The sequence below is a fragment of the Pyrobaculum ferrireducens genome (genome assembly GCF_000234805.1).
Lineage (GTDB): Archaea > Thermoproteota > Thermoprotei > Thermoproteales > Thermoproteaceae > Pyrobaculum > Pyrobaculum ferrireducens.
Window position 1 is genome coordinate 2,171,294 of the sequence record NC_016645.1, and the last position, 12,924, is coordinate 2,184,217.

Annotated in this window: 18 protein-coding genes; 10 read left to right on the forward strand and 8 right to left on the reverse strand. The window is 60.7% G+C overall.

Going from position 1 to position 12,924, the window contains the following annotated elements; genetic code table 11:
- Nucleotides 1-5 precede the first annotated feature (5 nt).
- Nucleotides 6-692 carry a diphthine--ammonia ligase gene (locus tag P186_RS12185; RefSeq protein ID WP_338050675.1) on the forward strand — a complete coding sequence of 229 codons (687 nt, stop codon included), beginning with the start codon at nucleotides 6-8 and terminating at the stop codon, nucleotides 690-692.
- A gap of 42 nt (nucleotides 693-734) precedes the next feature.
- A complete protein-coding gene (locus P186_RS12190; protein WP_014289812.1) occupies nucleotides 735-1,907 on the forward strand; it encodes an NHL repeat-containing protein in 1,173 nt (390 codons plus the stop codon).
- 106 nt (nucleotides 1,908-2,013) lie between these two features.
- Here the strand turns inward: P186_RS12190 and P186_RS12195 are convergent, their stop codons facing one another.
- From P186_RS12195 to P186_RS12210, 4 genes are all read right to left on the reverse strand, one after another.
- Nucleotides 2,014-2,448 carry a DUF1122 family protein gene (locus P186_RS12195; protein ID WP_014289813.1) on the reverse strand — a complete coding sequence of 145 codons (435 nt, stop codon included), beginning with the start codon at nucleotides 2,446-2,448 and terminating at the stop codon, nucleotides 2,014-2,016.
- Nucleotides 2,441-2,659 (reverse strand): hypothetical protein, encoded by a 219-nt coding sequence (locus P186_RS12200; protein ID WP_014289814.1) that lies wholly within the window; start codon nucleotides 2,657-2,659, stop codon nucleotides 2,441-2,443. The genes P186_RS12195 and P186_RS12200 overlap by 8 nt, the downstream gene beginning before the upstream one ends.
- 61 nt (nucleotides 2,660-2,720) lie before the next feature.
- Nucleotides 2,721-2,918: a hypothetical protein gene (locus tag P186_RS12205; protein ID WP_014289815.1), complete on the reverse strand. Its 198-nt coding sequence runs from the start codon at nucleotides 2,916-2,918 to the stop codon at nucleotides 2,721-2,723.
- Between the two features lie 22 nt (nucleotides 2,919-2,940).
- Nucleotides 2,941-3,153 (reverse strand): hypothetical protein, encoded by a 213-nt coding sequence (locus P186_RS12210; protein WP_014289816.1) that lies wholly within the window; start codon nucleotides 3,151-3,153, stop codon nucleotides 2,941-2,943.
- Here P186_RS12210 and lysX point away from each other — a divergent pair.
- Nucleotides 3,152-4,072, forward strand: coding sequence for a lysine biosynthesis protein LysX (gene lysX, locus P186_RS12215; RefSeq protein WP_014289817.1), 921 nt, complete (start codon nucleotides 3,152-3,154; stop codon nucleotides 4,070-4,072). The two genes, P186_RS12210 and lysX, sit on opposite strands and share 2 nt — an antisense overlap.
- On the opposite strand, the gene P186_RS12220 is transcribed toward lysX, so the two are convergent.
- From P186_RS12220 to P186_RS12230, 3 genes are read right to left on the reverse strand one after another with little or no spacing between them, the layout of a single operon-like run.
- Nucleotides 4,069-4,404, reverse strand: coding sequence for a DUF2203 domain-containing protein (locus P186_RS12220; RefSeq protein WP_014289818.1), 336 nt, complete (start codon nucleotides 4,402-4,404; stop codon nucleotides 4,069-4,071). The genes lysX and P186_RS12220 overlap by 4 nt on opposite strands.
- Entirely contained in the window at nucleotides 4,405-4,695 is a 291-nt protein-coding gene (locus P186_RS12225) for an SWIM zinc finger family protein (protein ID WP_014289819.1), read from the reverse strand.
- A gap of 3 nt (nucleotides 4,696-4,698) precedes the next feature.
- Nucleotides 4,699-5,493 carry an eIF2B alpha/beta/delta subunit family protein gene (locus P186_RS12230; protein WP_014289820.1) on the reverse strand — a complete coding sequence of 265 codons (795 nt, stop codon included), beginning with the start codon at nucleotides 5,491-5,493 and terminating at the stop codon, nucleotides 4,699-4,701.
- 132 nt (nucleotides 5,494-5,625) lie between these two features.
- Between P186_RS12230 and P186_RS12235 the strand changes: the two genes are divergently transcribed.
- The 6 genes from P186_RS12235 (at nucleotide 5,626) to P186_RS12260 (ending at nucleotide 11,556) form a co-directional block, all read left to right on the forward strand.
- The gene (locus tag P186_RS12235; protein WP_014289821.1) at nucleotides 5,626-6,357 is read left to right on the forward strand and encodes a metal ABC transporter ATP-binding protein; all 732 of its coding nucleotides are present in this window, start codon (nucleotides 5,626-5,628) and stop codon (nucleotides 6,355-6,357) included.
- Nucleotides 6,354-7,220: a metal ABC transporter permease gene (locus P186_RS12240; RefSeq protein WP_014289822.1), complete on the forward strand. Its 867-nt coding sequence runs from the start codon at nucleotides 6,354-6,356 to the stop codon at nucleotides 7,218-7,220. Before P186_RS12235 ends, P186_RS12240 begins: the two co-directional genes overlap by 4 nt.
- 49 nt (nucleotides 7,221-7,269) lie before the next feature.
- Entirely contained in the window at nucleotides 7,270-8,475 is a 1,206-nt protein-coding gene (locus tag P186_RS12245) for a hypothetical protein (protein WP_014289823.1), read from the forward strand.
- A gap of 148 nt (nucleotides 8,476-8,623) precedes the next feature.
- Entirely contained in the window at nucleotides 8,624-9,694 is a 1,071-nt protein-coding gene (locus P186_RS12250) for a TIGR04084 family radical SAM/SPASM domain-containing protein (RefSeq protein ID WP_014289824.1), read from the forward strand.
- Nucleotides 9,695-9,751: 57 nt separating this feature from the next.
- Entirely contained in the window at nucleotides 9,752-10,363 is a 612-nt protein-coding gene (locus P186_RS12255; protein ID WP_014289825.1) for a LysE family transporter, read from the forward strand.
- Nucleotides 10,351-11,556 (forward strand): Nre family DNA repair protein, encoded by a 1,206-nt coding sequence (locus P186_RS12260; RefSeq protein ID WP_014289826.1) that lies wholly within the window; start codon nucleotides 10,351-10,353, stop codon nucleotides 11,554-11,556. Before P186_RS12255 ends, P186_RS12260 begins: the two co-directional genes overlap by 13 nt.
- Here the strand turns inward: P186_RS12260 and P186_RS12265 are convergent.
- On the reverse strand, nucleotides 11,553-12,557 hold the full coding sequence (locus P186_RS12265) for a mechanosensitive ion channel family protein (protein WP_148683058.1): 1,005 nt from the start codon (nucleotides 12,555-12,557) through the stop codon (nucleotides 11,553-11,555). The genes P186_RS12260 and P186_RS12265 overlap by 4 nt on opposite strands.
- 127 nt (nucleotides 12,558-12,684) lie before the next feature.
- Here P186_RS12265 and P186_RS12270 point away from each other — a divergent pair, with 127 nt between their 5' ends.
- On the forward strand, nucleotides 12,685-12,912 hold the full coding sequence (locus tag P186_RS12270) for a hypothetical protein (protein ID WP_014289828.1): 228 nt from the start codon (nucleotides 12,685-12,687) through the stop codon (nucleotides 12,910-12,912).
- Nucleotides 12,913-12,924: the final 12 nt, after the last annotated feature.

Genomic DNA, 12,924 nt, shown 5'->3' on the forward strand with positions numbered 1-12,924 from the left:
TGGAGATGCCGGTGGACGTCTTGGTGCTCTACACGGGGGGGAAGGACAGCCACTACGCCGCCCTCCGGGCCGTGGAGGAGGGGCACGTAATCAAGTGCCTAGTCACGGCCGCGCCGCGTAGGCAGGACTCCTACATGTTCCATACTGTGAACGTCATGTGGGCGTCGCTACACGGCGAGGCGATGGGGGTGCCCCACCACTTCGTTGAGGTTTCTGGGGAGAAGGAAAGGGAGGTGAAGGAGCTGGCCGGAGCTCTCCGATACGCGGCTAGGGACTGCGGCGTGGAGGCTGTGGTGACCGGGGCCGTGGCGTCTAGATACCAGAGGGAGAGGGTGGACAAAATCGCGGAGAGGCTGGGCCTCCGCCACGTCGCGCCGCTCTGGGGCCGGGGCCAGGAGGAGCTTCTGCTGGAGGAGGCGGCCCGCCTCGGCTTCATAATAGTGGCGGCCATGGCCATGGGGCTGGGTCGGGGCTGGCTGGGGGTGAGGGTGGGCCCCACAGAGGCGAGGAGGCTTATCGAGCTGAGCCGCCTCTACGGCTTCTCACCCGTGGGCGAGGGGGGCGAGTACGAGACCTACGTGGTGGAGAGCCCCCTATTCCGGGGCAGAAGAGTTGAGGTGGTGGAGGGAGACGTGGTGTGGAGCGAGGCTGGCTGGGGCTACTACGTGATAAAGAAGGCGAGGCTCGTGTAGAGGGCGCAGAAATAATTTAAAACGGGACGCTGTGCGTAATACGTGGCTAGGCTGTTGCTGGTTTTTGTCGCATTGTTTTCGGCTGTGGCTGGCGCCGCTGTGGTGAAGTGGGCAGTTGTGTCGAACCCGTCGAGTTGGATAGACGGGCCCTACGGCGCGTGTGTAGGTGGGGGGTATGTATACGTCGTTGGGTTTGACAGCGGCCCCGGCGCCGTTTCAGAGTGGCGTATTGAGAAGCGTGACAAGTCTAGCGGGAGGCTTGTCAAGACGTGGGCCCTCGACCCAACCGACGGCTACGACGTCCTCACTAGCTGTGTCGTGGTGGGAGACAGGCTCTACGTGGTGGGCTACGCCGGTTTTAGGTGGGCCGTGCTCCAGCTCGACCTAGACCTCAGCTCGTTGAGATACGTCGAGGGGGCGGCCGGCGTGCCTCTATCCGTGGCTTCAGACGGTCAGCATCTCTACATAGCTGGTTTTCAGTACATAGACTTTGTTCCTCATTGGCGTGTGGAGAAGAGGCGGCTAGACGACCTCTCCCTGGCGTCGGCTCTTCTCCTAAACTCCACGGAGGGACAGGGCGCGGCGTGGGGCGTCGGCGTAAGCCCCGCCGGCTACATCTGGGTGGCTGGAAACAACGCGACGGGCTGGCGCATAGAGATTCTCGACAGGAACCTCAGCCGCGTCGCCGTGCTAAGGCCTGGCCTGGAGAGAGGGGCGCTGGGTGTGGTGTTCGACGAGGGGGGAAACGCCTACGTCTACGGCGACCGCGGCGTGGTTAAGTTCAGCAAAGACGGCATGCAACTGGCGAGGGCTCTTGGTTTCGACGCCATGGAGGCGGCGTACGCAGGCGGCAGACTCTACGTAATTGCGGACATCAGCCGCCTCTTGGTGCTGGACACAGAGCTTAGAAAAATCGGCGAGGTATACCTACCGCCAGAGATCCAAAAACATCAACGCATCTATGGTATAGAAGTACCGCAAAAGGTCTCCGGGAGTTTTGATGGAGGTACTCTCTACATGGTTGGCTCCACCGTTGTAAATACCCTGAGCGGCGACGCGTGGCTTATATACGCCGTATCTACGGCTGACGTCGACCTCTATCTACTGGCGGGTGCTCTCACAACCGCGGCGCCAGTGGCCATGGCGGCCGCCGCTCTTGCCGGCGCCTACCTAGCCGTGAAGAGGCGGAGGAGGGCCGCCGCGGCGCTGGCTTAGCCAGCTCCGCGCCTAGCGTCGTCAAGAATTTTAACCTTGTTTGTACTGTGGATCGGGCTGGACTGCCGTGGATGCGGCTGGATGAGGGGCCCGCCCGCGGCCGAGTCTACATCTTTACTGCCTGTAGCTTCATGCCGCCTTCCAGCCACCCCTCTGGGTGGTACCAGTTCTTTACAATTCTGTAGCCGCAGTGGATGAGGAGCCTACCCAATCTAGTGGCTTCGGGCGGCTCTCCCCGCTGGAGGGCTTGGAAGGTTTGTAGGTCGTCTACGTATTCTGCATACAGCACGTCGCCTGGCTCCATGTGTCGGTGGAGTACGCAGTACACGTGGCGCTCCCACTCCGTGGCTATATACCTGGGGTTTATGTTGAAGACCTCGGCCCACGGGCCGTAGTAAGGCGGCCTCCCCGTGAAGATCTTTACGTGGCAGAGGAGGTCCTGGCCTATGTAGAGCTCTGCGTTATACTCCTCTTTAAATCTGCCCTTTTTAAACAGGGCGCGTAGGGGTGAGAAGGACTGGGGGGTGAGTTGGCTAAGCACTTACGAGGAGTATCTCCTTCTTGGCGGCTCTGGCCTCTAGATACATGCCGTAGAGAACTTCAGCAATGTGGGGCCCCGCGGCCTTGGAAATAGCCGCCAGCGCGCCTTCCTCCTCTAACCCCTCGAGATCTAGGCCTATTTTTTTGAGGCTGTAGTGGATGTAGAACTTGAGGGGGTCGTCGAGAGTTTTTAGGAACTCCACAAACTCCATGGGGTATGTGTTAGCCGTGTTATTAATATATTACTTGTGAAATACGGAGAGTTGGCTGAAACTATTCCTCCGGGGCTGTGAACTTCCTAATTAGCAGGGGGGCGACCACCCCGAGGACAATCGCGAGGATGGACGTGATGAGGTCTCTGGCTAATATGAGGGGGTCTAGGGAGGGGGCTGATATGGTGCTTATGAGGAAGAGGGCGCCGAGGATTATGGCGACAGCGCTGAGGGCGTATACAAGCGGCTTAGTGCTCATGGAGGGGGTAAAGTAGGTGTATTTAATTGTTGGGTTGCCTCCCCTCTTCGTCGCTTGTGAATTTTCTGTGGAGGAGGGGGGCCGCGATCCCCGTGGCGAGGGCCGAGAGGGAGAGGCCTAGGTCTCTGGCGAGGATAAACACGTCGAGGGAGGGGTTGCTTAGTGTGGATACTAGGAAGAGCCCGCCCATGGCTATAGCCACGAAGCTCAGGGCGGTGACGACCCCGCTCTTCATGTATCTATCCGTCTGGATCTATATAAGCCCTGTGTGGAGTATTTGGGTAATAGGAGTGAGATTTATATACCGCCTCGTTCTGCCGCTTCATGGGGAAATTGATTTTGTCTACGACGTCGCCAGGCTCGACGAGAAGCTTCTACTAGCCGAGCTGAGGAACCTCGGACTTAGGGTTAGGGCGGTTAATATTGAGGAGGTGGTGGCGCCAGACGGCTTGGGGGAGGTGGGTGTTATACGCGTCGCCGCGAGGTCCCGGGTGATCCCCACCGCGTTTACCTACGAGAGCCGCGGCGGCGTGGCTATAAACAGCGCCACGTCGCTTGTCCTATCCCACGACAAGTACCTGACATACCTCAGCCTACTGAAGGCGGGGGTGCCCACCCCGGCCACCTACCTAGTCTTCGGGGGCGAGGCAGCGGTCGCCGTCGCGGAGAAGTTGAACTACCCGGTGATTGTGAAGCCGACCGACGGTTCGTGGGGCCGGTTTGTAAATCTGGTAAAGTCCGCCGAAGATCTGCGATCGCTTGTTTTGCAGAAGTGGGGGATGGACAGCCACATGCACCTCTTCCTAGTGCAGGAGTATGTGGAGAAGCCGGGGCGGGACATCAGGGTGACCGTGGTGGGGGACAGGGCGGTGGCCGCCATCTACAGAATTAGCCAGGGGGACTGGCGCACCAACACCGCTAGGGGCGGGAGGGCCGAGCCGGTTAGGATAGACCCGGAACTTGAGGACGTGGCGGTGAGGGCCAGCAGAGCTGTGGGGACGCTGTACTCGGGCGTGGATGTGGTGGAGTCGGAGAGGGGATACATGGTTCTCGAAGTCAACGGAATCCCAGAGTTTAAGAACGTGCAGAGGGTCACCGGCGTAAACGTGGCTGGGGAGATCGCCAAGCTAGTGGCGGAGGTGGCTAGGCGCTAGTCGAAGAGGCCCGGCTTTATACGTCTCCGCCCGGCGAAGCCCTCGGGGCCGTGGTAGTACATAACCTCCGGCTCGTCTATTTTCCAGCACAGGTATACAAAATCGCCGTCTCTAGTCACAGTGGGGAAGTCCACAATCCCATTTACAAAATCCCTGATGATGAAGCCGTTTTCAGACGCGGCCTTCAGCAACCACTGGGCCTGCCTCTCGGCCTCTTCCATCTCTTCAGGAGTCAGCTCGTCCCACCGCCTCGCCGCCTCCACTACGGGGGCGAGGAGAGGTCTTAGTTGCTTAACCACCTCGTTAGCCTCTTCGAGGGTGAAGAGCTTCACCTAGCTACTCCGTTTGGCAAGTTTTAAGTATTGCCTCAACGCCACCTTGGCCCGGACGAGGTGTTTACAAGGCCCCCCGCGGAATTTGAAGTCGGGGCATTCGCAGCGCCCTACGAAGTACCTAGTGCCCAGCTTAATCTTGAGCACCACCTGGTAGCAGACGTCGCGGCGGGTCTCAGACCTGACGTAGGAGACGGCGTAGAGCCAAGGCCCACGCCTCTCTACCCTCTCTATAAACACCTCCTGGCCCAGGGCGAACACAGCCCTCTTCGCCGCCTCTCTGCAAAGCACATGTCAACCTACTACCAATTTAAAAACCTTTTTAAGCACAGTGTCAAAAACGGGGTCTGCCTCCAGCTCCGCAGACGCGCCGAGGTCGGTTATGAAGAGGTCGATTAAGTCGGGAGGCGCCCGGTCGAACAGCGGCACCCTGGCCCTCACCCCCCACACGTCGGCCTCCACCTCCATGGGCCGCGGCGCCGGTAGTGGCACGGCTTTGTAGCTTTCGAAAACCGCCACCGCCCTCGCCCCAATGGCCCTAGCCGCCGCCAGTAGGGGGAGGGTCCCCACCTTGTTCACCGCCGCATCTTGATACAAGCCGTCTAGCCCCACCACCGCCGCGTCGTACTCCAACGCCCCCACAGCCGAGTCCGTCACGGGGACCACCTCGACGTATTTAGAGTAGGTGCGGTAGGCCTCTGGGAACTCCACCCCCGGCCTGCTCTCCGCCAGGTAGAGCCTCTTCACGCACCTCCCCGCCAGCTCCAGGAAGCGGGCCACGGCCCGGCTGAGGCTAATAGTGGCGATCCGCCGCGGGCAGAAGCCGGAGTTTACAATAGCCTCGTCGAGCCTCCGCCGCGCCTCCTCTGCGTATCTCAAAACCGCCACCGCGGCCGACCTGGGATCAACCCCGGCGTCCTCCGCCCTTTTTAGGACTAGGTAGAGGAAGTCTAGCGGGGCCATGCCAGGCCTCACGCGGCGGAGCTCCTCCGCCTGCGCCACGGGGTTGTCCGAATTTGTCACAATCTCCACGGCCTTCTCTAGATACCAACTGGCGCCTCTCACCCATTCACGGCTTAGCTCGTCCATGTCGAGAGATAGGAGTTGTTATATATCCCCTTACTCGACGCGTGCAGCGGTCAAATTGTGCACGGCGCACTGGCTACATCACCCTAGTTGCACCGGCTCTGTGCATTTAAATAGTAAATTCTGTGGGGTGACGTGTCTCTTAGATTGGAGAGGGTCTCGGTGCACCGGGGAGGCCGCCCCGTGTTGCTGGATGTGTCCTTCGCCGCCTCCAAGGAGTTCGTGCTGGTGGCGGGGCCAAACGGGGCTGGGAAGACTACTCTGTTTATGGCTATTCTCAACCTCGTGCCTTACGAGGGTAAGATCTGCATAGACGAGGAGTGCGGCGGGGGGCGGGTCTATAAGGTGGGCTACCTGCCCCAGATCCTACCCAAGGGATCCTACGGCACCGTCTGGGAGTACGTCTACCTGCCAGCCAGGTTCAGGGGGGTGAGGGACGCCGCGGCGCGGGCCGAGGAGGCTTTGAAGCTGGTGGATTTGTACGACGCGAGGGACCGCCCCGTCGCCGCGCTTTCGGGAGGACAACTCCAGAGGGCGTCTATAGCAAGGGCGCTGGCGGCTGGAGGCGACGTGTTGCTCCTCGACGAGCCCCTGTCCAACGTAGACCCCCAGGGCAGGGTGGAGCTTCTGAGATTGCTTAGAGAGTTGAAGAGGGACAGGACTATACTAATGACGTCGCACGAGCTCAGCCTCCCATCAGACCTCGCCGACAAGATTTTGCTCATAAACAGGCGGGTAGTGGCGTACGGAGCTGTGGACGAGGTGTTGCGGGAGGACGTCTTGGCGAAGATATACCGCTACGTGCGCCTCGCCAAGACGCCCTACGGCTACGTCTGCGTCACCGAGGACTATGCGCATCCGCATTGAGGCCCCCCGCGGCCCTGGCGGCCCTGGCGGCGCTGGGACACGCCTACTTCGCAACCCCGTTGCTTTTCTGGCCGCTGACTTCCCTCATGGCCACGTCGCTTGTACTCGCAATGCACAGCCCCCTAGCGCTGAGTAGACGCATGGTCTTTCTAGCGCACGCCCAGGGCCACAGCATCTTGACGGCGGCCCTCGCCGCGGCGCTCGTCCTCGCCGCAGTGAAAACCACAGCGTCGGCCTGGCCCTTCTACGGGCTTGTGCTGATGTTTGTCATTGTTCTCAACTTGGCGGTGCTGGCGGTGGCCAGGCTTGGATACAGAGAGGACGTGGCCACCGGGGTCGTCATGTCTCTGCAAATATCTGCAACCATAGCCCTGCTATTCGCCGTGCGGATGTTCTACGGAGCCTCTGTTGACCCAATCACCATAATAACCGGCGAATACGTGCTTGTGGGCCTCGGCGACGTCGCGGCGCAGGCGCCCTTTCTCGCACTTGCCTCTCTGTTCCCCCTTTTGTACGGCGTGAGGTATTTATACGCCGCTATCGACGAGAGCTTCGCCGAGGCCATCGGGCTGAGGCCCAGACTCATGGATAACCTATTCCTCATCTCCATGTCCCTGGCGGTGGCGTCAAGCGTCTACACCCTGGGCTCTCTAATGCCCGCGGTCCTCTTGGTTATGCCAGGCGCCATAGCCGCGAGGTACACTACGAGCGTTATAAGGCTAATCCCCACCTCGGTCTCCGTGGCGGCCCTCTCCGTGGCCGCGGCGCACTTCATCTACACGCTGTTGCCGTGGCTGTGGCCAAGCGCCGCAATTGGCCTAGTCCAGTTGTTGATGTTGCTGGCGAAGCCCAAGGCCACCTGAGCGGCGACTTCGCGGGAAACAAATATATTTCCGACGTTTATTTTAACTCATGAGAGGGGTACTAGCGGTGATCGCGCTGGCGTTGATAGCCGCCGCGGGTACGCTGACCGACCACTTCACGTCGCCCCCCGTGGAGGTGCTGGTGACGCGCACCGACCAGTGGGTGTTCTGCCAAGACTACGGCGTCACCATCCAGATAAAAGCCCTCCAGCCGGTGACGGTAAATAAGGTGGAGGTGGTGGCCAAGTTCTACACAGAGCCGTACCTCGTGCCGACGGTTGACAAGCGGAGCTTCGGCGGCTTCAGCCTCGTGACTGGGGAGACGAAGCAACTGGCCCTGACCTTCAACTACTGTCCCCGGAGGGCCGTCGACCCCCTCATACTCCTGGAGATCTGGATATACCTCTCCAACTACACCATTTCCTACAACTACTACATAGGGAGGGTGCTCCCCATGTCTTACGACGACTTGGCCAGCTACGCGGCTTCGCTTGAGCAGAAGGTTAAGGAGCTCAGCGCGCAGATCGACCAGCTTAAGCAGAAGATAGCCGAGCTCCAGGACCTGCTTAAGAAGAGGGACGCCCAGGTGGCCAACCTCTCCGCCCTGCTCTCGGCGGCTAGGCTAGACAACGACAGGCTGGCGGCCGCCCTGGCACAGCTGAGGGCGGAGCGAGACGCCCTGCGGGCTCAGCTGGAGCAGACCCAGGCACAGCTGAACGCAGTCAGCCAGGCCAAGGCCTCGCTTGAGGCGCAACTCGCCGACGCTCAGAAACAACTAGCCAACCTCAAGGCGTCTTACGACAAGCTCTCCGGGCAGTACACAGATGCGCAGAGGACAATAGCCGAGCTCCAGACTAGGCTCGCCGAGTTGCAGAAAAGATACGACGAGCTCACAAAGGCAGAGCAACAGCTCAGAGAGAGCTACTACAGCCTCTCGGCGAAGTACAGCGAGCTGAGTGGGCGCTATGACGAGCTCACCAAGTCATACCAGGCACTCCAGCAACAGAACAAGATACTTGAGAGCAGATACAGCGAGCTGAACACAGGATTCACATGGGCCATCAACACCGCCACCGCCCTGGGCATAGCCCTCCTCTTCGTAATCGCCTTGTTCCTAACACGCAAGAGATACGCCGCCCCGCCGCCTCAGCCAGCCACGGCGCAGGCGCCGCCGGGCGCCGTTAAGGCGGCGGTGGTGGTCAACCCGGAGCCGCCCAAGGAGGCGCTCGTCAGGTGGCCGGCGACGGCTGAGTAAAATTTTCCCGGCCCCCGGCGGATGGCCGGGGGTTTCTTTTTTTAAACCCGGGCTCTGGACTCCATAGGTGGGGTGTGTCTGAGCCTCTGATTGGTGAGGAGATGGCGGATTTCCGACAGTGTTTAAATAAGGCAGTCGGTGTGGTGCCGTGCTGTGGTTTCTGCTGACTACCGGCGCGTGTAACCTCAGCTGTAGGTACTGCGGGGGTTCGTTCAACCCACGGCACTCGCCGTGGAGGCCGCAGGTGGAGCCTCGGGAGGTGGCGCGCTTCATTGCACAGAGGGACCCGGCCCCCGTGGTGTTTTTCTACGGGGGGGAGCCTCTCCTGAACCCTCGCTACGTCGTGGAGGTTATGGAGGCGTTGCCTCACGCTCGCTTTGGGATTCAGACAAACGGCACTCTTGTCAGAAATCTGCCTCCTGAGTACTGGCGGAGGGTGTCGACAGTTCTTCTCTCCATCGATGGGCCGCCGGAGGTGACGGACTTCTACAGAGGCCCCGGCGTCTACAAGAGGGTGGTGGAGGCGTTGAGGTGGCTGAGGGGGGAGGTCGGCTGTGGGTGCAAAATAATCGCCAGGATGGCCGTGTCCCGGCGGTCCAGCCTCTTCCGCGACGTGGCGCACCTCCTGGGGCTGGGGTTCGACGCGGTGCATTGGCAGTTGAATGTGTTGTGGACAGATGAGTGGGGGCCTCGGGAGTTTCTTGAGTGGGCCGAGTCCAGCTACCTACCAGACGTGGCTAGGCTGAGGGATTGGTTTGTCGCCGAGGCTGAGCGGGGCAGGGTTCTGGGGGTCATACCCCTCCTGGGCATCTACCGGGCTCTGCTGGTGCGGCCCTACGACTGGGTGCCGTGCGGCGCGGGGAAGTACTCCTTTGCTGTAAACACCGAGGGGAGGGTGCTCCACTGCCCCATAGCCGTGTCGGAGAAGTGGGCCACGGCGGGGCATATCAAAATTGGCATAACCAACGGCGCCAGGCTGAGGGATAGATGCCTCACATGTGAGTACCGGGGCGTCTGCGGGGGCCGCTGTCTATACACGCACTACGAGGACTACTGGGGGGAGGAGGGATTCGACGCCGTGTGTAGAGTAACAATAAAAACAATTGAGACGTTGAAAGTAGCCGCGCCCCGCATCGCCGAGCTAATGAAGGCGGGGGTCATCCGAAGGGAGGACTTTGATTACAACCCCCTGCTCGACTCTACCGAGGTTATTCCATAGGCGGCTTTCAGAAGGCGCCGCGCATGGCAATATATTAACCTACAATGTTCTTGAGACATGGGCCTCGGCTCGTTGCTCTCGGGTCTGATGCTCGGCTACAGCCTCGCCGTGCCCCCCGGCCCCATGAACGCGCTGATCGCGGCGTGGTCGCTGAGGGGCTTCAGATACGGCTTTGCGGTGGGAGCGGGGGCCATGAGCGCCGACTTTCTGCTAATGGTGCTGACCATCGCCCTATACTCCAGGCTAAAGGCGCTGGGGGCGGAGTACTTCACGCCGTTCTACATAGCAGGCGGCGCCTTCTTTCTATACCTAGCCTACAAGATATTTAAATCGAGACCCCCCGGGAGGAGGGAGGGAGGAGGCGGCTCCCCGGCGAGGGGGTACCTCCTGGGCCTCACTCTGGGCCTCATAAATCCGTACCAGGTGGGGTGGTGGCTCACGGCGGGGCTCAGCTCCATTGCGCAGTTCGGCGTGGAGTGGGCCGCCGGCCTGTTCACAGCCATACTTACGTGGATAACCACCTTCCCAGCCGCCGTGAGGGCTGGCTGGGAGCTCAGTAGCAGGGCGACGTGGCTAGCCATAAAAATCTTCTCAGTGGCGACGCTCCTGTTCTTCGGCGTCTACTTCCTAATAAGGGCCGCGGGCGTACGGCTACCGTGGATAAGCTGAGGCCCGAGCTCTGCGTCAGGTGCCGCGGCGGGAGGTACCTATGCGGGCTCGCCTACTGCCCCCTCCTCGCCCGCCGGCTCTCCGCGCCCCACAGACTGGGGGCTGTGAGGGAGCTGAGGGGCTCCAGCCCCCCGTCCCTATTCGTCGGCCGGGTGGGCTACCCCAAGGTGTGGGTTTACCCCGCCGCGCCTCCTGAGCTGGGCGATACGACTATCTACGAAGACCCGGCAAGGTGGCTGGGGTTCCCCCTTGAGCGGTTCATTGCAATGCGACTCTCCCTATACCGCGCCTCCCTCAGCCTGAGGGTGGAGGACGCCGCAGATCCGCCCCGGGCGCTTCAGGAGATACAGCTAGCCGCCCTCTCCCAGAGGCCGGTGGACGCGGAGGTGGAGTTTGCCAGGAAGCCAAGGGGGGCGTACCTCAGCGAATACGCGCCGCCCATGGGGCCCGCCGCGCCCGCCAAGAGCCTCCGCTTCACCACCGAGCCGAAGTTACCTAGGAAGGCAGAGGAGCTCTACGGCGACAGAGACGTAAAGGCGAGGGAAGCCGTGGCGGAGCTCTACGAGGCCGGCCTCGACGTGAGCTACATAGCCCGCGTCCTCAGCGCCGGGGCCCTCGGCGGGCGGCGGCGCCGCCTCGTCCCAACCAGGTGGGCCATCACAGCGGTGGACAAGATAGTGTCTGACCACCTGCTTGAAAGGGTCAAGGAGATGCCTGAGGTGGACGGCTACTACCTATACGCGAGGAGGGCGGTTGGCAATCTGTTTATTGCGATACTAGCCCCCTCCAGGTGGGCGTATGAGTGGGGAGAGGCCTTCGAGCCCCACACCGTGTGGAACCCCGGCGAGGGGATCGAGGTGGAGGTAGACTACGAGCTGTACGGCGGCAGGAGGGACTACCCGGAGATCGGCGGGTGCTACTACGCAACCCGCCTAGCCGTGGCCGAGGCTCTGCTCCGCATGAAGAGGCAGGCGGCGGCGGTGCTCTGGCGCGAGGTCTACACCGGCTTCACACTGCCCGTCGGCGTTTGGTGGGTGAGGGAAAACGTCAGGGCGATGTTTAGAGAGCCCCCCGCCCGGTTCGACACGTTGGAAGACGCCCTAGAGGCCGCCTCCTTCCTATTGAAGATCCCGATAGAGAGGTGGCTCGCCAAGTCCCGCCTAGTCCACTTGCTGAGGAGCCGCGTCGCCTAAGAAGAGGCGCGGGGCCCCTCCTTAGCCAGCTGTTCCGCATAGCGGTCGCAGAGGACGGCGCGGGTGAGGCAGAGGTATCTGTAGTAGTTCTCCCTAATCTTCCTCTCCCGGTACTCCAACAGCTTCTTTAGGGCGCGGCTCTTTAAGTCACGCCAGTCGGCGCCGTTGGGCACCTCCAGCTTTACTCTCAGAATTACGTGGTCTTTATCGCTCTGCTCTGTGAAGTCCACGGCGATGATGCTAAATTCCGCAAGGACCTCCCTCACCTCCCTCTCCACTGCGTCGAAGTTTATTACAGAGAGCGGCAACTCGATCCTCACCATGACTGTGCCCTTCTCGCTCCACTGCGGCGTGTAGTCCACGACGCCTGAGTTTAGCAGTATCGAGTTGGGGATTCTCAGCTCGTAACCTGTGTCTAAAATGACTGTGGTGTAAAACAGCCCGATCTCCACCACGCGGCCCTTGTAGCCCGGCACTACGTAGTCGGGTGAGAAGTACTTGTAGGGGGGCAGTACGGCTAGCTGATAGGGGATCCCTGTCGACGTTATTCTAACCACGTCGCCGATTGTGACGAATCTAGTGGCTAGGATCACCAACCCGGCGAAGAGGTTGCTGAGCACCGGCTGGAGGGCTAAACCCAGCACGAGGCCCGTGACGGTGCCGCCCAGCAGAGCCGCCTCAGCCCCAATTTTCCCCAGCGTAAAAGCCACCAGTATCGAAAACAGGAAGCCGATGATCTTTATGACGTTGCCCACGGAAAACGCCCTCTCCCTAAGTGCAGGTTTCAGATACAGAATCACGGCGTTGCCCAAGATGTTTGAAATAGCGACGCCCGCCGCAGAGGCAATCAACGCAATCAATACGCCGTATACGTCGGGGGTAATGCCCAGGTGAAACAGGTAGTCTGCAAACTTAATCGAGTAGTAGATGGCGAAGCTTGTGACTACGACTCCCACCACCTTGCCCACAGTTGCCAGCCACACCCCCCTCGTGCTAGCCATGGCGCCGCTTGGAGACATAGTATTTAAACCTGTTCCCCTGGGCCGACGCTCCTGGGCCGTCGTTAGCTACGTACCTGTGGGGATATTGTAGCTATTTGGGTTATATCCAGCCTGCGAGGTGTTTACAATGAGGAGGGCACTTCGTTTTTACGACATCGCCGCGGGCAGGGGCTTCTACTCCACCTCTTACAGACTGGTGGAGGTTGAGATACGATACAGACGCGGCGTCGTTAAGAGGCAACTGGCGGTTGCCATATCCCCCTACACCGGCCATGAGTGCTACAGCTTTGCCCCGCGGAGGAGCGAGGTGAAGTCACTCCCCCTCACCCTATTCACCAAGGGGGATAAGATATAAATTGGCGGCTGT